This is a genomic window from Comamonas sp. 14P8.1.4 (genome assembly GCF_057799285.1).
Genome location: NZ_JBYOKN010000001.1, coordinates 256,020 through 280,168, shown reverse-complemented (window position 1 = coordinate 280,168; position 24,149 = coordinate 256,020). Strand labels below are relative to the sequence as shown.

Below are 24,149 nucleotides of genomic sequence, written 5' to 3'. Positions count from 1 at the left end.
CCGATCATGGCTCGCTGGGTTTTTTATTCTTCCAAAACTGGAAATACAGCGCGGCTCCTTCAACAAGCGGGACTGTCAGGACTTCGAATTCCACGCACCCCCGAAGAAGCACAGCCTGAGATTACAGCGCCCTTTGTCTTGCTCACCCCGTCGTTTGGGGATGCCCAAGGCAACGGCGCAGTACCCAAAGCCGTGATCCGTTTTTTGAATGCGCCAGAGCGTCGTCAATGGCTACGCGCAGTGGTGGCCTGCGGGGATCGCAATTTTGGCGCTGCCTTCGCTCAAGCTGGCGACGTGATTGCCCGCAAATGCGATGTTCCCCTGCTGCTACGTGTGGAAATGGCCGGAACGCCCACGGACTGGCAACGTCTGCGCCATATCGACCAGCATTTTCTGTCTTCCAATTTACCTACTGTCCGAGAAGCTTTGCGATGAACCTGAGCACCCCTACTGAATTGGACTTTCACGCCCTGAACGCCATGCTGAACTTGCCTGATGCCCAAGGCAAACTGCAGTTCGATGCCGACCGCAAGGCCGCACGCCAATACTTTCTACAGCATGTGAATCAGAACACCGTGTTCTTTCACTCGCTGGAAGAAAAACTGAACTACTTGCGCTCGCAAAATTACTACGAAGCAGAGGTACTGGACGCGTACTCTCCCAAGTTTATTGAGCGGATTTTTAAAGCGGCTTTTGGCAAAAAATTCCGCTTTCCCACCTTCCTTGGCGCCTACAAGTACTACACCGCTTACACCCTTAAAACCCGTGATGGAAAACGCTATCTGGAGCGCTTTGAAGACCGGGTGGTGATGGTATCGCTGGCCTTGGCACGCGGTGATGAAAAACTTGCCATGCGTTTAATGGAAGAGATCATTGCAGGGCGTTTTCAACCCGCCACACCCACGTTTTTGAACGCCGGAAAAAAACAGCGTGGTGAGCTAGTTTCGTGCTTCTTGCTACGCCTGGAAGACAACATGGAAAGTATCGGCCGAAGCATTAACTCGGCACTACAGCTTTCCAAACGCGGGGGCGGCGTGGCTCTGTTGCTCAGTAATCTGCGTGAGTTAAGTGCTCCAATCAAAGGTATCGAAAATCAGTCCTCCGGAGTGATTCCCGTGATGAAGCTGCTGGAAGACGGCTTCTCGTACGCCAACCAGCTGGGTGCGCGCCAAGGTGCAGGTGCTGTGTATCTGAACGCCCACCACCCGGACATCATGCGTTTTCTCGACACCAAGCGCGAAAACGCGGACGAGAAGATCCGCATCAAGACGCTGTCGCTGGGCGTGGTGATCCCCGACATCACCTTTGAGCTGGCCAAGAAGAACGAGGACATGTACCTGTTCTCGCCGTACGACGTGGAACGTGTCTACGGCAAGCCATTTGCCGATATCTCGGTGACCGAGCACTACAAGGAGATGGTGGACGACCCACGCATCAAGAAGACCAAGATCAAGGCACGCGAGTTCTTCCAAACCATTGCCGAAATCCAGTTCGAGTCCGGTTACCCCTACATCTTGTTTGAAGATACGGCGAACCGTGCGAACCCGATTGCTGGTCGCATCAACATGTCTAACCTGTGTTCAGAAATCCTGCAGGTCAACACGCCTTCCACACTGAGCGAAGACCTGAATTACGAACACATTGGCAACGACATCTCGTGCAACCTCGGCTCGCTCAACATCGCCACCACAATGGATGGTGGCGATTTAGGGGCTGCTGTGGAAACAGCGATTCGGGCGCTCACTGCAGTGTCAGAGATGAGTGCCATCAACTCCGTGCCTTCGGTGCGCAAGGGAAATGACGATAGCCACGCCATTGGCCTGGGGCAAATGAACCTGCACGGCTACCTGGCACGTGAGCAAATTCACTACGACAGCCCGGCTGCAGTGGAATTCACCAGTGTCTATTTCGCAGCGGTGGCCTACCACTGCTTGCGCGCTTCATGCTTGTTGGCACAGGAGAAAAAACAGCGCTTTGCAGGGTTTGAAGACAGCAAGTACGCCACCGGTGAATACTTTGACAAGTACACCTGCCGCGACTGGCTGCCTACGACAGAGACCGTACAAGCCCTGTTTTCCAAGAACAGCGTGCAGCTACCTACGCGCGCCGATTGGGAAAAGCTGAAGGCGAACGTAATGGCTCACGGCCTGTACAACCGCAATTTGCAGGCCATTCCACCCACAGGGTCGATCAGCTACATCAACAACTCCACCTCTTCCATCCATCCGATTGCCTCGCGTATCGAGATCCGCAAGGAAGGCAAGATTGGTCGCGTGTACTACCCCGCTCCGTTTCTCTCCAACGAAAACATGGCGTATTACCGCGACGCGTATGAAGTGGGCCCCAACGCCATCATCGACGTGTATGCAGCTGCCACAGAGCACGTGGACCAAGGCTTGTCACTCACGTTGTTCTTCCCGGACACCGCTACGACACGCGACATCAATAAAGCCCAAATCTATGCCTGGAAGAAGGGCATCAAGACCATCTACTACATCCGCCTGCGCCAGCTGGCACTCGAAGGCACGGAAGTGACGTCGGCCTGCGTGTCCTGCACCCTCTGAGCCCTCTACCGTCAAGAAAGTACAAAGATGACCTTCATTACTCAAGCCATCAACTGGAATCGTTTGGACGATGAGAAAGATTTGGAGATCTGGAATCGCGTGACCGCCAACTTCTGGCTGCCTGAGAAAGTTCCACTCTCGAACGATATCCCCTCCTGGGCTACGCTGCGCCCCAGTGAACAAGAACTCACCATTCGAGTGTTCACCGGCTTGACGCTTTTGGACACCGTTCAAAACCAAGTGGGCGCGCCTTCGCTGATGCAAGATGCTGTCACACCGCATGAAGAGTCCGTGCTATCGAACTTCACGTTCATGGAAGCCGTACACGCACGAAGCTATTCGTCCATCTTCTCGACACTGTGCTCCACTGCTGAAATTGATGAAGCCTTTCGCTGGTCTGAAGAAAACCCCTGGCTTCAAAAGAAAGCAAGGCTCATCCTGCAAGAGTACAACGCAACAGAAAATGCGTTTAAAAAGAAAATTGCATCGGTATGCCTGGAGAGCTTCCTGTTCTACAGCGGCTTTTACTTGCCGCTGTACTGGAGCAGCCGCGGCAAGCTCACCAACACTGCCGATTTGATTCGCCTCATCATTCGCGATGAAGCCGTGCACGGCTACTACATTGGCTACAAGTTCCAGCTGGCATTTGCCAAGCTCCCTGCCGAAGAGCAGGAAGCTATCAAGTCGGAAGCCTATGCCATGCTGTACGACTTGTACGAAATGGAGTGTCACTACGCCGCAGAGCTGTATGACCCCGTTGGACTGACCGAAGACGTCAAACGCTTCATGAATTACAACGCGAACAAGGCGCTGAGCAACCTGGGCTTCGAGGCCATGTTCCCCAATGACATGTGCCAAGTGAACCCTGCCATCATGGCTGCACTGAGCCCCAGCGCCAATGAGAACCACGACTTCTTCTCAGGTTCTGGCTCTTCTTACGTGATCGGTAAAGCTGTTGCTACTGAAGACGAGGACTGGAACTTCTGATCAAGTATGCAAGCGGTTTTTATTGGCCCTGTGCTAACGACCTTCCGTAAAAGCAGGGGAATGAGCCAGATTCAGCTGGCTCAGGCAATTGGAGTAGATCGTCAGTATCTGAAAGATATAGAAACTGACAAAAAACCGATGAAGAAACCATTGATGGAGAAGCTCGAACGGGCTTTTTCCATTACGCAGGCAGATTTCTTCGCTTTTTATGTGAGCAACCCAATCAAAGATGCAGAGGTGTGCGCAAAAAGCTAACGCTGTTGCAAGGAGTTCAAGGGGAGAGCCTTTTGCAGGCTTTCCCCTTGTCGGTCTGAGGAGCCATCGCGTGGCAATGCATTGCCAATGCCGCAGCTCATAAAACAGCTGTATGGCCTCACTCAGACAGAAAATCTAGTTTCGTTGGTGCCCGCATTGTCATTCTGACAGTGCAGTTAAACGGGAAGCAGAGTGCAAACGCCTTGACGAGGCGTGATCTAGCCTGCGCTGTCCCCGCAACGGTGAGTCCATGTTCTCTCTTTGAAAGAGCCGCTCTCTGATCCGCCACTGTGCGCAAGTCTGACTTGCGAATGGGAAGGCTAGGGAGTGCCAGACCAGCCCGTATACCGGCCAACGAAGTTTCGTTTGAAGAGTCCTTCAAATATTGTTTGCCCATCGCTGACGGGGAGGTCAGTCGGGCGAATTTTTCAAAATTTCCCATGAAGAGAATTGAACAACAGCGCCTTCGCGCTGTTTTGTCGTTGGCTGTGCGCCCTGTCAGCGCAGCTGTTGCTTTAACCCTGATGCCTGCAGCTTTTTCGCTGGCGGCAGAGATGCCTGAAGTCGTGGTTTCTGCCACGCGCTACGAGCAAAATCTATCCGAGGCACTGTCAGATATCACCGTCGTGAATCGCGCCACCATCGAGCGCAGTGGCGCATCTTCCATCGAAGATCTGTTGGCCAAAGTACCTGGCATTCAAATCACAAGAACAGGTGGAGCTGGCAGCACCACAGAGATGTTCCTGCGCGGAGCCAACAAGCAACACACGGCTGTGTATATCGATGGCATTCGCATTGATGCGCAGAACGGATCAGGTGGTGCACAGTGGGAGTCCATCCCGCTTGACGCCATTGAGCGCATTGAAATTCTGCGCGGTGCTTCAGGCGCTGTTTACGGCTCAGATGCAATGGCAGGAGCCATACAAATCTTCACACAGCGTGGCGAAGATGGGTTCAAACCTTATGTATCCATCGGCCGAGGGACATACCAGACGCTCAAAAGCACTGCGGGCTTCAGCGGAGGCACCGGTAACTGGGACTATGCCGTCGGCATGTCCTATGCAGAAAGTGATGGGTTTGATAGTCAACCCACTGGAAAAAACCATGACAAAGATGGCTATTTGCTCAACTCAGCCAATGCACGCATTGGACTGCAGCTGAGTGACGCACAGCGCTTGAACGTGACAGCGCTGACCAGTGACTCCAAAGCTGGTTATGACAATCGTTCGGATCAGGAAGACTGGGCCATCCGCAATTTAGATGCCTATGGCTTGCAATGGGACAGCCAATGGACAGAAAAATTTAAAACCCACGTGGCGGTCAGCGAATCTAGAGCTGTTTACGAAACAATCGCTAAAAGCCCATTTTTTGCCAAAACAAATTTGCGCAATTATTTGGTGAGCAATGAGCTTTCCACCTCCCTGGGCTTGTTTTCCGCCATGCTGGAGCGTCGTGAAGATACTTTGCACAACAACGGACTGAAAGGTCTGGAGCGTTCTCGCCAGCAAAATGCGATAGGACTGGGCTATGCGGGCAGCTGGAACGCCCACTCGGTACAAATGAACGTTCGCTATGACCAAGACAGCGATTTTGGCGGAAAACAAACCGCTACCATCGCCTACGGATGGGCTTTTGCCGAGAACTGGAAGACCACCGCCTCGGTCGGCACAGGTTTCCGTGTGCCAACGCTGATTCAGCGTTTTGGCGCCAACGGCGATGCAAGCCTTGAGCCAGAGAAGAGCCGCAACACAGAAGTGAGCTTGCGCTGGAGTGAGAACGATCGCTCATTCAGTGCAACCGCCTACCGCAACCAAGTCAAGAATCTTGTGGCTTTCCAGTCTGGTCAAGGCTCATGCGCTGCCACTGGTTGCTACCTGAATGTCGATGAAGCTTTGCTAGAAGGCATCACCTTGGCAGCGCAGTGGCGAACAGGCCCAGTCCGGTGGTATGCCTCTGCAGACTTCCAAAACCCAAGAAACACCAAAACCGGAAATTTCCTGCAACGTCGATCACAGCGATATGCCACGCTGGGCGCTGATACAGCGTGGAAAGATTGGACCTGGGGTGCAGAAGTACAAGCAGCCAGCAGCCGATTTGATAAAGAGGGTGTTGAGAAGAATCTAACCGGGTACGCGTTGTGGAATCTGTCTGCGTCTCGCCAACTCGGAAAAGACTTCCTCATGACTGCACGTTTGGATAACGCCTTCAACCATGACTATGAGTATGCCAAGGGCTACGCGACAGCCGGTCGAACCTTATGGCTGGGTGTGAAGTGGATGCCGCAATAGGGCGTTGAATACCAAGGGAGGCAGTGACTACAGCCATGTCACTTTGACCCTCCCTGGTTGCCCCTTGGGGGCTTGCAGCCTCACGGAATGACATCTTGCGACAGCAGCATTTGAGAGATGCATTCCGTGGGACTAGCAGCTATCTAGGAAAAGCTGGTCGATTCAGGTCAATTCAAAGCTGCATCTCAAAATTCACAGATGGCCTGTGCCGATGCATGAACACTTATCCATAAGGCACAAACCCACTCTCATTTTCATTGACGCTCAATCGCTTACCCACAAAGGGGAAAGCACGCTGCGGGCAGGCGATGCGCTCGCACACCTTGCAACCCATACCGATGGGCATTGCAGCATCCACATTGCGCAAATCTAAGCCTTTGGAATAAACGAGCCGTGCCGCGTGTTGCAAATCACATCCGAGGCCGATAGAGAAAGTTTTTCCAGGTGCGCCCCAACCATGACCCGCTCGACTGATGGTTCGAGCAATCCACAGATAAACACGTCCATCGGGCATGGATGCCAGTTGTGGGACGATATGTCCAGGCTGTGAAAATGCCTCATAAACACCCCAAAGCGGGCAGGTGCCGCCTGTCTTAGAAAAGTGAAAATGGGTGGCCGATTGGCGCTTGCTGATGTTTCCGGCGCGGTCCACACGCACAAAGAAAAATGGGACACCTGGAGCCTCTGCGCGCTGTAAGGTCGAGAGTCGGTGGCATACGGTTTCAAACCCCACACCAAATTGACGTTCTAACAGGTCAATGTCGTACTGCAGGCTCTCCGCAGCCTGTAAAAAATCACCGTAGGGCAGTACAAAAGCGCCGGCTGCATAGTTGGCCAGACCCATACGTGCCAAGCGCCGCGTGGCCTCATCCTGCCAATGCATGGCCTTCAAGATGTCGTCTATCAGGACATCAAATTCCAACAGCGCCAACTGCGTTGCCAATTGAAAGGCTTGCTGCGCAGGGCGCAGCTGTGGCGCCACATACAAGGTGCGCGCCGCAGCATCGAACCGTCGGTGGTGAGGCTCGGCTTGTGCACTGCTGTGAGTCTCCCGCAAGACCACAACCTGGTGCGCTGCGTGCAGGCGAAATTTCAACCAATCAATCTGGTTGCCGCCTTGGGTGGTTGCGTGCTCATGGGCCTGGGCTGCCAGGTCTTCGGCTGCACGATCCAACGCATCAAAATAATTGCGGTGGCCAAAGAAGAAATCGCGCACCGCCTCAAACGGCATTTGTTGCAAAGGCTCTGCCAGTAGCGGTTTGCCGTCATCCATCTCCGCGCGGTTGTCGCCCAAGCGTACCGTCAATGCCTCCAGCCTCTGTTCGTTTGCCAAGTGACGCTGGTGCATGGCCAGAAGTGCCTTCGCTAGCTGCGGCATTTTGGCTGCCACTGAGCGCAACTCGGGCAGCGGTACAGCACCTTCAGGCTGTGGGAGCGTGGCCATGGCATCGCGCAATTGCGCCAGCAGGCGTGCTTCTTCATCTTCAGAAAACTGCTGAATATCGACGCCCAGCACTTTGTGGATCTTGAGCAGCACAGCCACGGTCAGCGGGCGTTGGTCCTGCTCAATCTGATTGAGGTAGCTGGGCGATAGCTCCAGTGCTTGCGCCAGCGCGGCTTGCGTCATGCCGCGCTCGGCACGCAGGCTACGCAGTCGCACCCCCATGAAAGTTTTGGCCATCTCAGCGTCTCCCTGTTTTATGGCTAGAGAAATTCGCAAAATTTGCAAATTGGCGAATTTCTCTTCGCAATGTTTCGCTAATTCAGTGCTATCGCTGTGTAAAGCAACTGCGTAGATTGCGAAGTATGGCAGATCAAAAGTCTGTAAACACTTTTGATTGCCACCCATATCTACCCAAGGAGACCCATATGAGCATCGTGGCCGAACCCACCGTCCAAGCCAGCCATCCAACTGCCACAGGCACGTTCAAGCCCAAAAAATCCGTGGCCCTGTCAGGAGTGACGGCTGGCAATACAGCGCTGTGTACCGTGGGCAAAACCGGTAATGACCTGCATTACCGCGGCTACGACATTCTGGACATCGCCGAGGTTTGCGAATTTGAAGAAATCGCCCATCTGCTGGTGCATGGCAAGCTGCCCACACGCGCTGAACTGAAGGCCTACAAGAGCAAGCTCAAGGCGCTGCGCGGTCTTCCCACCAGCGTAAAGACGGCACTGGAGCAACTGCCCGCCGCCAGCCACCCCATGGATGTGATGCGCACCGGCGTCTCGGCCCTGGGTTGCGCCCTGCCCGAGAAGGACGACCACAACCTACCCGGCGCCCGCGACATTGCCGACCGCTTGATGGCATCGCTCGGCTCCATGCTGCTGTACTGGTACCACTTCAGCAACTCGGGGCGCCGCATTGAGGTGGAGACTGAGGACGACTCCGTCGGTGGCCACTTCCTGCACCTGCTGCACGGCGCCAAGCCTTCGGACAGTTGGGTGCGCGCTATGCACACTTCGCTGAATTTGTACGCAGAGCACGAATTCAACGCCTCCACCTTCACGGCCCGCGTAGTCGCAGGCACGGGCAGCGATATGTACTCCGCCATCACTGGCGCGATTGGCGCATTGCGCGGCCCCAAGCATGGGGGCGCCAACGAGGTGGCATTTGAAATCCAGAAACGCTATGACAACCCCGCCGAAGCCGAGGCCGACATCCGTCGCCGCGTGGAAGCCAAGGAAGTCGTGATCGGCTTTGGGCACCCCGTCTACACCGTGAGCGACCCACGCAATGTGGTCATCAAGGGCGTGGCCAAGCAACTGTCGGATGAAGCCGGCAGCACCAAGATGTACGACATCGCGGCCCGTCTGGAATCGGTGATGTGGGAAGTCAAAAAGATGTTCCCCAACCTCGACTGGTTCAGCGCCGTCAGCTACCACATGATGGGCGTGCCCACTGCCATGTTCACGCCCTTGTTCGTGATTGCCCGCACCAGCGGCTGGGCCGCCCACATCATCGAGCAGCGCCAAGACAACAAGATCATCCGCCCCAGTGCCAACTACACCGGCCCTGACGATCTGCGCTTTGTGCCGATTGAAGAACGCCAGTAAAGCCTCAACCTGCACGACGCCATGACTGTCCAACCCCTGCAAGCCCACTCACTGTGTATCGCCATCGCTGACAAATTGCGCGAGCGCATTCTGAGCCATCAGATGCTGCCAGGCAGTGATATCAACGATGGTGCGCTGGCGCTGGAATTTGGCGTGAGTCGCACGCCTGTGCGCGAGGCCATGAAGCTGCTGTGCCACGAAGGTCTGCTCACAGCACAACCTCGCCGTGGAATGACGGTGACGTGCCTCAGTGCCGCACAGGAGGCCGAGGCCCTGCAGCTATGCCAAGTTCTGGCCCGGCACCTGAATGAGATCAGAGACAAGAGCGGTACATCCTGCACCGAACTGACACAGCGCGTCTATGCCATTGCACAAGCACGCTTGCAACTGGCACTGGGCTCACGCCCCTCCTACACCCCTGCTATGTCTGAGCAGCACAGCGCTGCCTTGGCTGACTAAGCCTGTCACAAGCTAGAAAAATGCGTACACACAACACCCACAACGTCTACCGCAAAGCCCTGCCCGGCACGGCCTTGCATTTCTTTGACGCACAAGCCGCTGTCGAAGCGATTCAGCCCGGTGCCTGGGCCACCCTGCCCTATACCAGCCGCGTGCATGCCGAAAACCTGGTGCGCCGCTGCGACCCCGCCATCCTCACCGAATGCCTGACCCAGATCGTCGAGCGCAAGCGCGAGCGGGACTTCCCATGGTTTCCGGCCCGCGTGGTCTGCCACGACATCCTGGGCCAGACAGCGCTGGTCGATCTGGCCGGCCTGCGTGATGCGATTGCCGACCAGGGCGGTGACCCCGCAGCCGTGAACCCGGTCGTGCCGGTGCAGCTGATCGTGGACCATTCGCTGGCCGTGGAATGTGGCGGCTATGACCCCGAGGCTTTTGACAAGAACCGCGCCATTGAAGACCGCCGCAACGAAGACCGCTTTCACTTTATCGACTGGTGCAAGCGTTCGTTCAAGAATGTGGAAGTGATTCCACCGGGCAACGGCATCATGCACCAGATCAATCTGGAGCGCATGAGCCCAGTGATCCATGCTATCAATGGAGAAGCATATCCCGACACCTTGGTCGGCACCGACAGCCACACCCCGCACGTCGATGCGCTGGGCGTGATCGCCGTGGGCGTGGGCGGTCTGGAAGCGGAAAACGTGATGCTGGGCCGCGCTTCATGGATGCGTCTGCCCGAGATCATTGGCGTGCAACTGACGGGCAAGCGCCAAAGCGGCATTACCGCCACCGACATCGTGCTGGCGCTTACGCAGTTCCTGCGCCAGCAAAAAGTGGTGGGCGCGTATCTGGAGTTCTTTGGCGAAGGCGCAAGCAGCCTGATGATTGGCGACCGCGCCACCATCTCCAATATGGCCCCCGAATATGGTGCGACAGCCGCCATGTTTGCCATTGATGAGCAAACCATCGATTACCTGCGCCTCACAGGCCGTGAGCCTGCGCAAGTTCAGTTGGTGGAAACCTATGCCAAGCAAGCGGGTCTGTGGGTCGATACCCTGCAAAACGCCCAATATGACCGAACGCTGCAGTTTGACCTCAGCAGCGTGGTGCGCAATATGGCAGGCCCTTCCAACCCGCACGCCCGCCTGGCCACCAGCGATCTGGCTGCCAAGGGCATCGCCGGGGAATGGACGGAGCAAGAAGGTCAGATGCCCGATGGCGCGGTCATCATCGCGGCCATCACCAGCTGCACCAACACCAGCAACCCGCGCAATGTGATCGCTGCCGGTCTGCTGGCGCGCAACGCCCGCAATCTGGGCCTGACGCGCAAGCCCTGGGTCAAGTCCTCGCTGGCCCCCGGCTCAAAGACCGTGCCGCTGTACCTGCAGCAAGCCGGCCTGCTGCATGACCTCGAAGCGCTGGGCTTTGGTGTGGTGGCTTTTGCCTGCACCACCTGCAACGGCATGAGCGGCGCGCTGGCCCCCGTGATCCAGCAAGAGATCATTGACCGCGACCTCTACACCACGGCCGTGCTTTCGGGCAACCGCAACTTTGACGGCCGCATCCATCCCTATGCCAAGCAGGCCTTCCTGGCATCACCGCCTCTGGTCGTGGCTTACGCCATTGCAGGCACCATTCGTTTTGACATTGAAAACGATGTACTCGGCGTGCACCAAGGTCGCGAAATCCGACTGAAGGATATCTGGCCCAGCGATGAGGAGATCGACACCGTGGCCAAAGCGGCCGTCAAGCCCGAGCAGTTCCGCGCGGTCTATGAACCCATGTTCGACATCCAGGCGGACAACGGCGCCAAGGAAAAAGCGCTGTATGACTGGCGCGCGCAATCGACCTATATCCGCCGCCCGCCCTACTGGGAAGGCGCATTGGCCGGAGAGCGCACGCTGCGCGGCATGCGCCCGCTGGCCATCTTGCCGGACAACATCACCACCGATCACCTCTCGCCATCGAACGCCATCATGATGGACTCGGCCGCCGGCGAGTATCTGCACAAAATGGGCCTGCCCGAGGAGGACTTCAACTCCTACGCCACCCACCGGGGTGACCACCTCACAGCCCAACGCGCCACCTTTGCCAACCCCAAGCTCTTCAATGAAATGGTGGTCAAGGCTGATGGCAGCGTGCAGCAAGGCTCGCTGGCTCGTGTGGAGCCTGAGGGCAAGGTCATGCGCATGTGGGAGGCCATCGAGACCTATATGCAGCGCAAGCAGCCCTTGATCATCATTGCCGGCGCGGACTACGGCCAGGGCTCCAGCCGCGACTGGGCAGCCAAGGGTGTGCGTCTGGCCGGTGTGGAAGCGATTGCGGCCGAAGGCTTTGAGCGCATTCACCGCACCAATCTGATCGGCATGGGCGTGCTGCCGCTGGAATTCCTGCCCGGCACCACGCGCCACACACTGGGGCTGGATGGCACCGAGGCCTTTGACGTGATTGGCAAGCGCAAACCCCGTGCCGAGCTGACGCTGCACATCTACCGCACCACCGGTGCGCGCACTGAAGTGCCCGTGACTTGCCGCCTGGATACCGCAGAAGAAGTCAGCATTTACGAAGCCGGCGGCGTGCTGCAACGCTTCGCCCAGGACTTCCTAGCGGAAAACTCTGAACAAAAAGAGCTTGAAGCCCAGTTGTAATCAGCATGGGTAGCTATCAAAAGATGATAGCTACCCACTCTTGGATAACGACCCTAACGCCTGAGACAACCATGAGCGACAACCAGCGGTTTGCACCGCAAATCAAGATTCCGGCCACCTATCTGCGTGGCGGCACCAGCAAAGGTGTGTTCTTCCAACTGCAGGATTTGCCTGCAGCCGCCCAGCAGCCTGGCCCTGTGCGCGATGCGATTTTTCTGCGCACCCTGGGCAGCCCCGACCCCTATGGCAAGCAAATCGACGGCATGGGTAATGCCTCATCGTCCACCAGCAAAGGCGTGATCCTCAGCAAGAGCTCGCGTGCCGACCACGATGTGGACTATCTGTTTGGCCAGGTCGCCATCGACAAGGCCTTTGTGGACTGGAGCGGCAACTGCGGCAACCTGAGCGCTGCCGTCGGCCCCTGTGCCATTCACATGGGCTTGATCGATGCCGCCAAGATTCCACACAACGGCACTGCGACCATCCGCATCTGGCAAGCCAATATTGGCAAGACCATCGTGGCCCATGTGCCGATCACCGACGGCCAAGTGCAGGAAACCGGTGACTTTGAACTGGACGGCGTGACGTTCGCCGCCGCCGAAGTGGCACTGGAATTTCTGGACCCAGCCGACGATGGTGAGGACGGCGGCGCCATGTTCCCCACCGGCAATCTGGTCGATCAACTCGAAGTACCCGGTATCGGCCGCTTTGCAGTGACCATGATCAACGCAGGCATTCCCACCATCTTCCTCAAGGCGCAAGATCTGGGCTACACCGGCTGCGAGTTGCAAGACGCCATCAACAACGATGACGCAGCCCTGGCCCGATTCGAGACGATTCGCGCGCATGGTGCGCTGCGCATGGGCTTGATCCAAAACCTGAGCGAAGCCGCCACACGCCAGCACACGCCCAAGATCGCCTTTATGGCACCGGCCCAAAGCTATACGGCATCCAGCGGCAAGGCCGTAGCCGCCGCTGAGATCGACTTGGTGGTGCGCGCCCTGTCCATGGGCAAGCTGCACCACGCCATGATGGGCACCGCTGCCGTGGCCATCGGCACGGCTGCCGCCATCCACGGCACGCTGGTCAATCTAGCAGCAGGTGGCGGCGAGCGACATGCCGTGCGCTTTGGCCACCCCAGCGGCACGCTGCGTGTGGGTGCCGAGGCGCAACTCGTGGACGGCCAATGGCAAGTCACCAAGGCCCTAATGAGCCGCAGCGCGCGCATTCTGATGGAAGGCGCAGTACGCGTGCCTGCCTTGGTGCTGGACGCCAAATAACAATCAAAACAGGCTTTATCGCTTGATACATAAGCGCTAGCCGCTGTTAAATTAATAGATACACATCATGAACCCCAAGCAAAAACTCAAAGCCCTGGCCGACGCACGCCGTGGCGTCATCGTGCCCGGTGCATTCAATGCCATGTCCGCCAAACTGGTGGAAGACCTTGGTTTTGAAGCCATTTACATCACTGGCGCAGGCGTGACCAATATGTGGTTTGGCATGCCCGACCAAGGCTTTATGGGCCTGACCGATATCGCCGACCACACCGCCCGCATTCGCGACGCCGTGGAAGTGCCACTGCTGGTCGATGCCGACACCGGCTTTGGCAACGCCGTCAACACCTACCACGCCGTGCGCACGCTGGAGCGCGCCGGAGCCGACTGTATTCAGCTCGAAGACCAGGTCAGTCCCAAGCGCTGCGGCCACTTCAACGGCAAGCAAGTCATTGAAACCAGCGAGATGCTGGGCAAAATCCGCGCCGCCGTCGATGCCCGTCGCGACAGCGGCACCCTCATCATGGCCCGCACCGATGCCGCTGCTGTCCACGGTTTTGAAGCCGCCATTGAGCGCGCTCAACTGTTTCAGGAAGCCGGAGCCGATATTCTGTTTGTCGAAGCCGTCACCCAGGCCGAAGAAGTGCGCGCCCTGCCCCAGCGGCTGCAAGCCCCGCAGCTGATGAATATGGTCATCGGCGGCAAGACCCCCATCTTCAATGCCGATGAACTGGGCCAGCTCGGTTTTGGCCTTGTGCTGTACGCCAACGCCGCCCTGCAAGGCGCCGTGGCCGGCATGCAAAAGTGCCTGACCCTGCTGCGTGACGAGCACAAGGTGGATGAAGACCCCGCCATCGTGGCTCCGTTCTTGGAACGCCAGCGTCTGGTGAACAAGGATTTCTGGGATGCGCTGGAAAAGCGCTATTCCTGATTTCCAGCCATAGGTTCTGAGGCCTGAAGCGACCACCGCATGGTCGCAGCAGGTCTACAGCAGTTCGATCCCCGGTAGTGTTTTGAATGTGCTTTCGCGGGTAATACGCACAAAATCAGCCATCCATGGGCGTTGCCCCACTTCTGGTGTGCTGGCCATGTACAAGTGGGCGTGCAGTCCTTGTTTGTTCACTGGCTTGGCGATGACATAGCCTTTGTCCAGATAGCTTTGCACCGTCCACATCGGTAAGGTGGCAATACCGCGGCCACTGGCGACCAATTGCAGCATCGCCACGGTCAGCTCACTGGTGCGACGGCCTGCGGGGGTGACTCCGGCAGGCACCAGCACTTGCCGCATGATGTCCAGCATGTCATCTGGAATCGGGTAGCTGATCAGCACTTCATCCGCAAAGTCCTGCGCCTCCAGGTAGCTGCGCTCCGCCAGTTGGTGGTGCTTGGCTACCAGCGCCAGCATTTCATAGCGAAACAGTGGGTGGTAGACCACGGGGTCGTTGTCATCGGGCTCCCCCACGATGGCGACTTCTGCTCGGTTTTGCAAAATGAGAGCCACCGGGTCGGGGTGAAAGCCAGAGACGATGTCCAGCTCCACATCAGGCCAACGCTGGCGGAACACATCCATGGCAGGCATCAGCCAGTCAAAGCAGGTATGACACTCCACCACAATGCGTAGCGTGCCACCCCCTCCTTGCGATAAGCGCAGCAAATCACGCTCGGCTTGCTCCACCTCGGGCAGGATTTTGGTTCCCAGCTCTAGGATGCGTTCGCCAATGGCGCTGAATTTCAGGGGGGTGGACTTGCGCTCGAACAAGGGGCTGCCATAGCGCTCTTCCAGAAATTTGATCTGATGGGAAAGAGCCGATTGGGTGACATTCAGCAACTGCGCAGCACGGGCCAAGTTGCCGGTTTCATGCAGGGCAGAGAGTGTCCGTAGGTGACGCAGCTCTAAAAACGGGGACAGGATCACAGCAGTTCTGGGGTGTGAAAACGCAACAACATTAGCTTACCTCAAGTTACTCTGAAAAATTCTCGTTTTACTTCAAGATTCAATTTTCATAGCATTCATGCATTCCTAGGCACCGCCCAGCTCAGGTCGTGGTGCTTTGCTTTTGAAGGTTTGTATGTCTCTGAGTCGCCCTCTCTCCCCTGCCGGTATTGATGCTGCGAGCAATAGCTCCGTGTGCCCCGAATTTACGTTCAGCATTGATCGATTCATCTTCAATGAGGACTATCAACCCTCTGAGAAGACGCGTCTGACCACCAATTTCGCCAACTTGGCGCGCGGCGAAAATCGCAAAGAAAATTTGCGACGCACCATCAAGATGATGAACAATCGGTTCAATAGCCTGGCCCATTGGGATAATCCCAATGGAGATCGCTATGCAATTGAATTGGAGATCATCTCTGCCGACATGAAAATCAATGGGGAAACGCTAAAGAATCAGCTCCCATTGATTGAAACGTTGAAAACAAATATTTTTGACAATCAAACAGGCAAGCACATTGAAGGAAGCGGCGGCAACAGCTTTTCTTCCTACGTTCGCGACTATGATTTCAGCGTTGTACTGAAAAAACATAACGAAAATAAAACGCAATTTAGCGAGCCAGAGGGATTTGGCGAATTGCATGGCAAGCTGTTCAAGCACTTCCTCGACTCGAACGTTTACAAAGAAAATTTCAAAAATAGCCCGCTGATCTGTTTGAGCATTGCTGCAGGAAAAACCTATTACCAAACCGGTGTCACCCACCCTGTGCTGGGTATTGAGTATGCGCAAGATCAGCCATCCATTACCGATAATTACTTCGACAAAATGGGTTTGAAAGTTCGCTACTTCATGCCTAAAAACAGTGTTGCACCACTGGCGTTTTATTTCATTGGTGACCTATTGGCAGATTATGCAAATCTGGAAATAATTGCCGCCATTAGCGTCATGGAAACATTCCAGAAAATTTATCGTCCAGAGATTTATAACGCCAATGCACCAGCGGCCATTCGTTTTCAACCGAACTTGAAGAATACCGACCATTCATTGACACAGATTTTCTACGATCGCGAAGAACGTAACCAATTGGCAGTGAGCCAGGGCAAGCTGACAGAAGAATGGTTTATTAAGCCCTACCAAAAAGTGCTCGCGCAATGGTCGGCGAATGTCCATATTTGATGGCTGCACATCTCATGAATGAGATTGTTGGATGAAATTTCATGAAAGCAAAATCATGCGGCCACTGCATTTAGTTGCCGTCTCTGGCGGGCTGCAGCAAAGCTCCAAGTCCACGGTTCTGGCAAACCATCTGCTCAGCCTGGTTGCCAAGTTGGTGCCGTGCGATGTACGCCTGGTCACCATCGGTCAACGTGTCCCGCAGTTGGCAGGCGCGACATTCCGCACGCAATTGCCTGACGTGGTGGAGCAGGAGCTTGCTGCTGTGGAGCAGGCGGACATTCTGATTGTGGTGACCCCTGTCTTTCGGGGCTCGTACACAGGCATGTTCAAGCATTTTTTTGACTTGATTGATCAGGATGCACTGATCGACAAGCCCATCTTGCTGGCAGCCACGGGCGGTAGTCATCGTCACGCTTTGATGATTGATCACCAGTTGCGCCCTTTATTCAGCTTTTTTCAAACGCGCACTCTGCCTTTGGGCGTTTATGCGACGGACAGTGATTTTGCAGACGGCTGCCTTCGCAATGAAGCCTTGCTTGAGCGATCCCGGCTAGCCGTTGAAAAGGCCTTGCCAATGATCGAGCTGACATGCCGCGAGTCGGCTTGCGCTGACCTCGAAGCAGTGGCCGCCTAAGCGCTCCAATCGCACTCACCGTACAGGCATGCCGCCTGGCGCTGAGTGCCCCGATTTTTTTAAAGGAACACCGATGTTTGAAACATCTATTGCAGGCAGCCTGCCCAAACCCGAATGGCTGGCAGAAACCAACAAACTCTGGCCCCAATGGAAGGCCGAGGGTGATGCCCTGCTGCAGGCCAAGGCCGACGCCACCCTGCTGTGGATCAAGGCGCAGGAAGACGCGGGCCTAGACATCGTCTGTGACGGCGAGCAGTCACGCCAGCACTTTGTGCACGGCTTTCTGGAGCAGGTCGAAGGCATTGACTTCGAGAACAAAGTGACCATGGGCATCCGCAACAACCGCTACGACGCCATGGTGCCGCAGGTGGTCTCGGCCCTGCGCCTCAAAGGCCGTGTGCATGGCTTTGAAGCCCAGCTGGCGCGTGCGCACACCAAGAAAACGCTGAAGTTCACCCTGCCCGGCCCCATGACCATCATCGACACCGTGGCCGACCGCTTTTACGGTGACAAGGTCAAGATGGCCTTTGCCTTTGCCGAACTACTCAACCAGGAGGCGCTGGCGCTGCAGGCCGATGGCGTGGACATCATCCAGTTCGATGAACCTGCATTCAACGTCTACATGAAAGACGCCGTCGACTGGGGCGTGCAGGCGCTCGAGCGTGCGGTGCAAGGCTTGAACTGCACAACGGCCGTGCACATTTGCTATGGCTACGGCATCAAGGCCAATACCGACTGGAAGAGCACGCTGGGCGATGAATGGCGCCAGTACGAGACAGTGTTCCCCGCACTGGCCAAGAGCAGCATCCACCAAGTCAGCCTGGAATGCATCCACTCGCACGTGCCACCCGACTTGATGAAACTGCTGACAGACAAGGACGTACTGGTCGGCGTGATCGATGTGGCCAGCGATGTGGTCGAGACCCCAGAGCAAGTTGCAGACACCATTGGCCGTGCACTGGAGTTTGTGCCCCAAGACCGCCTGTTCCCGTGCACCAACTGCGGCCTGGCCCCCATGGACCGCAACGTAGCCTGGCGCAAACTTAAGGCACTGGCAGCGGGTACACAGCTGGCGAAGCAGCGCCTAGCGCAGGAGTGAGGCATAGCGCTCATCGCTCTCGGCTGCTGCCGAATTCAAACACTCACAAGCTAACTAGCCACCCAAACAAAAAGCGCTCCAATGGAGCGCTTTTTTCATTGCATGCAAAGCCATGCTGTAAAGCTTCACGTTGAGATATTGCAAGCAACGATAACGCTTTACTTACTCCACGGTCACCGATTTGGCCAGGTTACGGGGCTTATCCACATCGGTACCACGCGCCACGGCGGTGTGATAGCTCAACAACTGCAGCGGCACCACGTGCAAGATGGGGCTGAGCGCACCATAGTTTTCAGGCATGCGAATCACGTGCATACCCTCGGCATTTTCAATGTTGGTCTTGGCATCGGCCAGCACATACAGCACACCACCGCGCGCACGCACCTCTTGCATATTGCTTTTGAGCTTTTCCAGCAGCTCGTCATTGGGTGCCACGGTGACCACAGGCATGGTGTTGTCCACCAACGCCAAGGGGCCGTGCTTGAGTTCACCTGCGGGGTAAGCCTCGGCGTGGATATAGGTAATCTCTTTGAGCTTGAGCGCACCTTCCATCGCAATCGGATAGTGCATGCCGCGCCCCAAAAACAAGGCGTTTTGGTGCTTGGCAAAGTTCTCTGCCCAACTGACCACTTGCGGCTCCAGCGCCAACACCGATTGCAAGGCCACAGGCAAGTGGCGCATGGCACTCAGGTATTCCTGCTCTTGCGCTTCCGTCAGCTTGCCCTTGGATTGGGCCAGTGCCAAGGTCAATAAGAACAGACCAGCCAGCTGCGTTGTGAATGCCTTGGTGGATGCCACACCAATTTCAACACCTGCGCGGGTGATGTAGGCCAGCTTGCACTCGCGCACCATGGCACTGGTGGCCACATTACAGATCGTCAGCGTGTTGGCCATGCCCAGGCTCTGCGCATGGCGCAGCGCAGCCAGCGTGTCCGCCGTCTCACCCGACTGGCTGATGGTGACCACCAGTGTCTTGGGATTGGGCACGCTGGTGCGGTAGCGGTATTCGCTGGCCACTTCCACATTGCAAGGGATGCCCGCAATGCTCTCCAGCCAGTACTTGGCCGTGCAGCCGCTGTAGTAGCTGGTGCCGCAGGCCAAGATCAAGACGTTGTCGATTTCCTTGAACACACGCCAGGCGGCAGTGCCATCTGCACCATCAAACAATTCGGGTGCAATGTTGACGATGCCTTCCAGCGTGTCGCCAATCGCACGGGGTTGCTCAAAGATTTCCTTTTGCATGTAGTGGCGGTAAGGGCCTAACTCCACTGCACCGCTGTGGGCGTGCACGGTTTTGACGGGGCGCTGCTCGGGCAGCACGGCGTGGCCGTCTTTACCGGCAATCCAGTAGCGACCGGGCTGCAAGTCCACCAGATCACCCTCTTCCAGGTACACGATCTGGTCAGTCACACCGGCAATGGCCATGGCGTCCGAGGCCAGGAAGAATTCGCTGTTGTCTTGGCCCACGCCCAACACCAAGGGTGAGCCCGCACGACCACCCACCACACGGTGCGGCTCGTCCTTGTGCATCACCGCAATGGCGTAAGCGCCGTGCAGCTGTGCACGCGCGGCCTTGACGGCATCAAACAAATCACCGTTGTACAGGCTGTCTACCAGATGGCAGATCACTTCCGTATCCGTCTGGCTGGCAAAGATGTAGCCCTTGGCTTGCAAGTCTGCGCGCAGGGCTTCGTAGTTTTCAATGATGCCGTTGTGCACCAGCGCCACACGGGCGGGCTTGCCGCTGTCCACCGTCTCGCCGGGGCCGTAGCTGAAGTGTGGGTGGGCGTTGCGCACCGCTGGCTCGCCGTGCGTGGCCCAGCGGGTGTGGGCGATACCGGTCAGGCCTTGCAGATCATCGGTGGTGACTTGCTCCAGCAACTCGGCCACGCGGGCGGTGCTGCGCGCACGCTGCAAGCCTTGGCTAATGGGGGTGCCCGCCACCATGCGGTGCACGGCCACGCCACAGGAGTCATAGCCACGGTATTCCAGGCGCTGCAGGCCCTGCACCAGCAAAGGAACGATATTGCGCGTGGAAACTGCGCCAACGATGCCACACATAGGCGGAACTCCAAAAAGATTGAAACTGCAGCGATGCTAAAAGCTAGAAAATAAAATTTATGATCTATTTTCCATATTTCAAGAAATTTAATTTCACACAAAATTAATTGTGAAATTAAATTTCAAATACAAATGAAATCTGAAATTAACACCGCCGAATCCAGCCTGGACAACACCGACTTGCAACTGCTGGACCTGCTGCAGCGCGATGCGGGACAAAGCAATGTGGCGCTGGCGGAGCAGTTGCACATCTCCCCCCCCACCTGCCTGCGGCGCATACGCCGCCTGCACAGCCTGGGCTTGGTGGAGCGCCAGGTCGCCATTGTGCGGCCCGAGGCCCTGGCCCCACTGGTAGGACACGGGCTGCAAGCGGTGGTGGAAGTAACGCTGGAGCGCCAGCACGCCGAAGCGCTGGATGACTTCGAAGCACAGGCTGTAGCAGAAGATGCCGTGCAGCAATGCTGGCGCGTCTCGCCCGGGCCCGACTTCATGCTGGTCGTGGCCTGCCGCGATATGCCTGCCTATCTAGCGCTGTCGCAGCAGTTGTTCACCGCGCAGCGCAATGTGCGCAATGTGAAAACATTTTTTGCCACCAAGCGCGCCAAATTCAGTCCCCACCTGCCACGCCTGGCTGGTGCCTTGAGTGCATCGTAAGAAGAAAATATAGCTACCAGCGCTTGCCAGATAAGCGTTTCAGGCACTATTGATCTAAAACTGCAAATCAGGCTGCCGCTGGCCAATCCAGGCACAACGTGCACCCAGCCTGCGGTTGGGCCTGCACATGCCAGCGTGCCCCATGACGCTCTGCAATGGTCTGCACCAGCGGCAGGCCGCAGCCCACGCCGTCAAACTCGCTCTCGCGGTGCATGCGTTGAAACAGCGCCCCCAGCTGATGGGTACGACTGTCGTCAAAACCCACCCCGTTGTCTTGCACGGCCAGACGCCAGCCACCTTCCGCCAGCGGCTGGGCAAACACCCGCACCGTCGGCTGCGCTTGGCGGGCAGAGAACTTTACCGCATTACCCAGCACCGCCTGCATGGCGCTACGCAGCCCCTCGGCATCAGCCAGCACCCATACGGGCTGCGCTGGCAACTCCCACACCACCTGCGGGTGCTGCGCCTGCAAGGTCTGCACCAGGGGTTGCAGCAGCGCCACCCAGTCCAGCACCTCCAGGTGCAAAGGAGCACGTGCGGCGCGTGAAATATGGGCCAGACCATCCAGCATCGCGCTCATCTTGCGAGCCGATTGCTCCATGGTGGTCACAAACTCATGGGCGTCTTCGGCCGCCTCTGTCGCCTGCGGCGCTGCCGCGACCAGCGCCTGCACCGACTCTTGGAGCAAGGGCGCAAAAGACACCACATGCCGCAGCGGTGCACGCAAGTCATGCGCAACGGCGCGCATCCATGCTTCGTGCGCACTGTGCAAGCGGGCAATTTCTATCTGCTGCTGCGCGATCAGCGCCTGGGCGGCTTCGAGCGTTGCAGGCACCGGGGTGGACATGGACATGGGCTGCGTCACTGGCGCTTCAGGCCTTAGCTTGCTTGGCAGGGCGCTGCCAATTGGCAATCGACACCTGCTTGCCGCGCGCCACGCTCAAAGCGCCGGGCTCGGTGCTCTTGGTGATGGTGGAGCCACCGCCCACCGTGCCACCGGCACCCAGCGTGACAGGGGCCACCAGCACGCAGTTGCTGCCCACATGCACATCGGCCTCAATCACGGTGCGGTGCTTGTTGGCACCGTCGTAGTTGGCAGTGATCGAACCCGCGCCGTAATTCACGCGCTCACCCACCGTGGCATCGCCCAGGTACGCCAGATGGTTGGCCTTGGCACCATCGGCCAGGGTGGAATTCTTCACCTCGACAAAGTTGCCGATGTGAACTTCCTTGCCCAGCTGCGCGCCAGGACGCAAGCGGGCAAACGGGCCAATCAGTGCGCCTTCGCCCACGCTGGCACCCAGTTTTTCACCATCGATGTGCGTGAACGAGTGAATGACTGCGCCTGCGGCAATCACGGCGTTGCTGATGTGGCAGTACGCGCCAATGTGCACGCCCTCACCCAACTCAACCTTGCCGGTGAAGATGCAACCGACATCAATTTCCACATCCTGTGCGCACAGCAGTTGCGCGGCGTTGCCACGCACATCGTCGCGCACATCAAAACGGGCCGGATCGGCCAGGCGAATGCCCTGTTCCATCAGCACCAGCGCCTGGCGCTGCTGGTGGGCCCGCTCCAGCTCCGCCAGCTGCAGCGGGCTGTTCACGCCCGCCACCTGCACCGCATCGGTGATGCGGTGGGCCACCACATCCACACCATCGGCCACCGCCATGGCGACGATGTCGGTCAGGTAGTACTCGCCCTGGGCGTTGTTGTTGTTCAGTTGGGACAGCCATTGCGACAGCTGCTTGGCAGGCACGGCCATGATGCCGCTGTAAATCTCGGTGATGGCGCGCTCGGCATCATTCGCATCTTTTTGCTCCACGATGCGTTGCACCGTTCCCTGCGCATTGCGCACGATGCGGCCGTAGCCCGTGGGGTTGTCCAAAGTCACGGTCAGCAGCGCCATGCGGCGGTTGTCTGCCGCCGACACCAGATCCTGCAGCGTTTGCGCCTGCGTCAGTGGCACATCGCCCGAAAGCACGATGACCATGCCGTCATCGGCCAGCGCAGGCACCGCCTGCTGCACGGCGTGGCCAGTGCCCAGCTGGGGCTCCTGGCGCACAAATTTCAGCTCCAGCGCCTGGGCGCTGCGGCCCTGGGCAATGGCCGTCTCCACCTCTTGCGCACCGTGGCCGGTAATCACCACGGCCGAGCGGGCCTGCAACTGCGCCGCCGTATCCAGCACATGCTGCAGCAGTGCACGCCCCGCCAGTTTCTGCAGCACCTTGGGGGTGCGGCTTTTCATGCGGGTGCCCTTGCCGGCAGCCATGACGACGATATCAAGAGGAAGTGCGTTCTGAGACATAAAAAAACCAGTGTTGGGGCCAGCCAACGCTGGCGCTACAGCGGGTGATTATCCCGCGCTCTGCGGGTCTGCCAAGCAAGACCGCGCATCCGCTGCCGTGGGCAGCACACGACACCTCCCTTTGCCGGGTTTGATTTTGATCAGACATCACCAGCAACCGCTGCGCGTCCCCATTGGAGACCGGCGGCCCTTTCTGCATGCTGTAACGCCATTCACTCACCCACCAGAAAGGAACGTTCATGACCTTTATGCCGTGGTCCAGCGCGCTCATGCTGGACATTCCCCACATTGACGCGCAGCACCAGACCCTGGTGCACCTGATCAACACCCTGCATGAAGTGGTCAACGACCCCATCCCGGAGCGCGCCGTCATCGCCCAGGTGCTGGAGGGCCTGGTGGACTACACCCACAACCATTTCATTGAGGAAGAGGTGATGTTCCAGCGCTATGGCTACCCGCAGACCGCGGAACATACGGCCGAGCATGCCCAGTTCACCACCAAAGCCATGGACTGGCTGATGCGCTTTGAAGACGGAGAAGACGTGGATCTCGAAGCGATGGACTTTCTCAAAGACTGGCTGCTGCACCACATCCTGGAAGAAGACCGCGCCTATGTCCCGTTCCTGCAAGCCGCCATGGCAAGCCCTGCAGCAAGCGGCAGCGCAGCCGCTTTGCCGCACACTGCATAAAAAAGAGAGCACCTTGCGCAGGTCAAACAAACAGATCTGACACAAAACACACCAA

20 protein-coding genes and 1 riboswitch are annotated in these 24,149 nt (G+C 57.3%); of the genes, 15 read left to right on the top strand and 5 right to left on the bottom strand.

Translation table 11 applies throughout. From position 1 onward, the window contains the following. Positions 1-6: 6 nt before the first annotated feature. The 5 genes from nrdI to AC27VO_RS01310 all read left to right on the top strand — a co-directional run bounded on the left by nrdI (position 7) and on the right by AC27VO_RS01310 (position 6,094). Positions 7-435, top strand: coding sequence for a class Ib ribonucleoside-diphosphate reductase assembly flavoprotein NrdI (gene nrdI / locus AC27VO_RS01330; protein ID WP_488664903.1), 429 nt, complete (start codon positions 7-9; stop codon positions 433-435). Beyond that, a complete protein-coding gene (nrdE, locus tag AC27VO_RS01325) occupies positions 432-2,564 on the top strand; it encodes a class 1b ribonucleoside-diphosphate reductase subunit alpha (protein WP_488664902.1) in 2,133 nt (710 codons plus the stop codon). Before nrdI ends, nrdE begins: the two co-directional genes overlap by 4 nt. A gap of 27 nt (positions 2,565-2,591) precedes the next feature. After that, a complete protein-coding gene (nrdF, locus tag AC27VO_RS01320) occupies positions 2,592-3,551 on the top strand; it encodes a class 1b ribonucleoside-diphosphate reductase subunit beta (protein ID WP_488664901.1) in 960 nt (319 codons plus the stop codon). A gap of 6 nt (positions 3,552-3,557) precedes the next feature. Continuing rightward, positions 3,558-3,806 carry a helix-turn-helix domain-containing protein gene (locus AC27VO_RS01315; RefSeq protein WP_488664900.1) on the top strand — a complete coding sequence of 83 codons (249 nt, stop codon included), beginning with the start codon at positions 3,558-3,560 and terminating at the stop codon, positions 3,804-3,806. Positions 3,807-3,934: 128 nt separating this feature from the next. After that, positions 3,935-4,176, top strand: a riboswitch (cobalamin riboswitch). A 70-nt stretch (positions 4,177-4,246) separates the two neighbouring features. Then, entirely contained in the window at positions 4,247-6,094 is a 1,848-nt protein-coding gene (locus AC27VO_RS01310; RefSeq protein WP_488664899.1) for a TonB-dependent receptor domain-containing protein, read from the top strand. A 223-nt stretch (positions 6,095-6,317) separates the two neighbouring features. On the opposite strand, the gene AC27VO_RS01305 is transcribed toward AC27VO_RS01310, so the two are convergent. Further along, positions 6,318-7,775, bottom strand: coding sequence for a short-chain fatty acyl-CoA regulator family protein (locus AC27VO_RS01305; RefSeq protein WP_488665511.1), 1,458 nt, complete (start codon positions 7,773-7,775; stop codon positions 6,318-6,320). Between the two features lie 188 nt (positions 7,776-7,963). On the opposite strand from AC27VO_RS01305, the gene prpC reads away from it, so the two are divergent. The 5 genes from prpC (at position 7,964) to AC27VO_RS01280 (ending at position 14,469) form a co-directional block, all read left to right on the top strand. Continuing rightward, positions 7,964-9,151: a bifunctional 2-methylcitrate synthase/citrate synthase gene (gene prpC / locus AC27VO_RS01300; protein WP_488664898.1), complete on the top strand. Its 1,188-nt coding sequence runs from the start codon at positions 7,964-7,966 to the stop codon at positions 9,149-9,151. A 21-nt stretch (positions 9,152-9,172) separates the two neighbouring features. Continuing rightward, complete coding sequence (locus tag AC27VO_RS01295; RefSeq protein WP_488664897.1) at positions 9,173-9,610, top strand: GntR family transcriptional regulator; 438 nt, start codon at positions 9,173-9,175, stop codon at positions 9,608-9,610. A gap of 20 nt (positions 9,611-9,630) precedes the next feature. Continuing rightward, positions 9,631-12,261: a Fe/S-dependent 2-methylisocitrate dehydratase AcnD gene (gene acnD / locus AC27VO_RS01290; protein ID WP_488664896.1), complete on the top strand. Its 2,631-nt coding sequence runs from the start codon at positions 9,631-9,633 to the stop codon at positions 12,259-12,261. A 71-nt stretch (positions 12,262-12,332) separates the two neighbouring features. Continuing rightward, positions 12,333-13,541 carry a 2-methylaconitate cis-trans isomerase PrpF gene (gene prpF, locus AC27VO_RS01285; RefSeq protein WP_488664895.1) on the top strand — a complete coding sequence of 403 codons (1,209 nt, stop codon included), beginning with the start codon at positions 12,333-12,335 and terminating at the stop codon, positions 13,539-13,541. A gap of 67 nt (positions 13,542-13,608) precedes the next feature. Next, a complete protein-coding gene (locus AC27VO_RS01280; RefSeq protein ID WP_488664894.1) occupies positions 13,609-14,469 on the top strand; it encodes an isocitrate lyase/PEP mutase family protein in 861 nt (286 codons plus the stop codon). A gap of 54 nt (positions 14,470-14,523) precedes the next feature. Here AC27VO_RS01280 and AC27VO_RS01275 read toward each other — a convergent pair whose 3' ends face one another. Next, a complete protein-coding gene (locus tag AC27VO_RS01275) occupies positions 14,524-15,450 on the bottom strand; it encodes a LysR family transcriptional regulator (RefSeq protein ID WP_488665510.1) in 927 nt (308 codons plus the stop codon). A gap of 214 nt (positions 15,451-15,664) precedes the next feature. Between AC27VO_RS01275 and AC27VO_RS01270 the strand changes: the two genes are divergently transcribed. From AC27VO_RS01270 to AC27VO_RS01260, 3 genes are all read left to right on the top strand, one after another. After that, positions 15,665-16,648: a putative oxygenase MesX gene (locus AC27VO_RS01270; protein WP_488665509.1), complete on the top strand. Its 984-nt coding sequence runs from the start codon at positions 15,665-15,667 to the stop codon at positions 16,646-16,648. 52 nt (positions 16,649-16,700) lie between these two features. Continuing rightward, a complete protein-coding gene (gene msuE, locus AC27VO_RS01265; RefSeq protein ID WP_488665508.1) occupies positions 16,701-17,282 on the top strand; it encodes an FMN reductase in 582 nt (193 codons plus the stop codon). Between the two features lie 73 nt (positions 17,283-17,355). Further along, a complete protein-coding gene (locus AC27VO_RS01260; RefSeq protein WP_488664893.1) occupies positions 17,356-18,381 on the top strand; it encodes a methionine synthase in 1,026 nt (341 codons plus the stop codon). Between the two features lie 162 nt (positions 18,382-18,543). Here the strand turns inward: AC27VO_RS01260 and glmS are convergent, their stop codons facing one another. Beyond that, entirely contained in the window at positions 18,544-20,442 is a 1,899-nt protein-coding gene (gene glmS / locus AC27VO_RS01255) for a glutamine--fructose-6-phosphate transaminase (isomerizing) (protein ID WP_488664892.1), read from the bottom strand. Positions 20,443-20,574: 132 nt separating this feature from the next. Here glmS and AC27VO_RS01250 point away from each other — a divergent pair, with 132 nt between their 5' ends. After that, on the top strand, positions 20,575-21,096 hold the full coding sequence (locus AC27VO_RS01250) for an Lrp/AsnC family transcriptional regulator (RefSeq protein WP_488664891.1): 522 nt from the start codon (positions 20,575-20,577) through the stop codon (positions 21,094-21,096). Positions 21,097-21,163: 67 nt separating this feature from the next. On the opposite strand, the gene AC27VO_RS01245 is transcribed toward AC27VO_RS01250, so the two are convergent. Further along, complete coding sequence (locus AC27VO_RS01245; protein ID WP_488664890.1) at positions 21,164-21,949, bottom strand: sensor histidine kinase; 786 nt, start codon at positions 21,947-21,949, stop codon at positions 21,164-21,166. Positions 21,950-21,968: 19 nt separating this feature from the next. Continuing rightward, positions 21,969-23,405, bottom strand: a complete 1,437-nt coding sequence (gene glmU / locus AC27VO_RS01240; protein ID WP_488664889.1) for a bifunctional UDP-N-acetylglucosamine diphosphorylase/glucosamine-1-phosphate N-acetyltransferase GlmU — start codon at positions 23,403-23,405, stop codon at positions 21,969-21,971. A 239-nt stretch (positions 23,406-23,644) separates the two neighbouring features. On the opposite strand from glmU, the gene AC27VO_RS01235 reads away from it, so the two are divergent. After that, positions 23,645-24,094: a bacteriohemerythrin gene (locus AC27VO_RS01235; RefSeq protein WP_488664888.1), complete on the top strand. Its 450-nt coding sequence runs from the start codon at positions 23,645-23,647 to the stop codon at positions 24,092-24,094. Positions 24,095-24,149 lie beyond the last annotated feature (55 nt).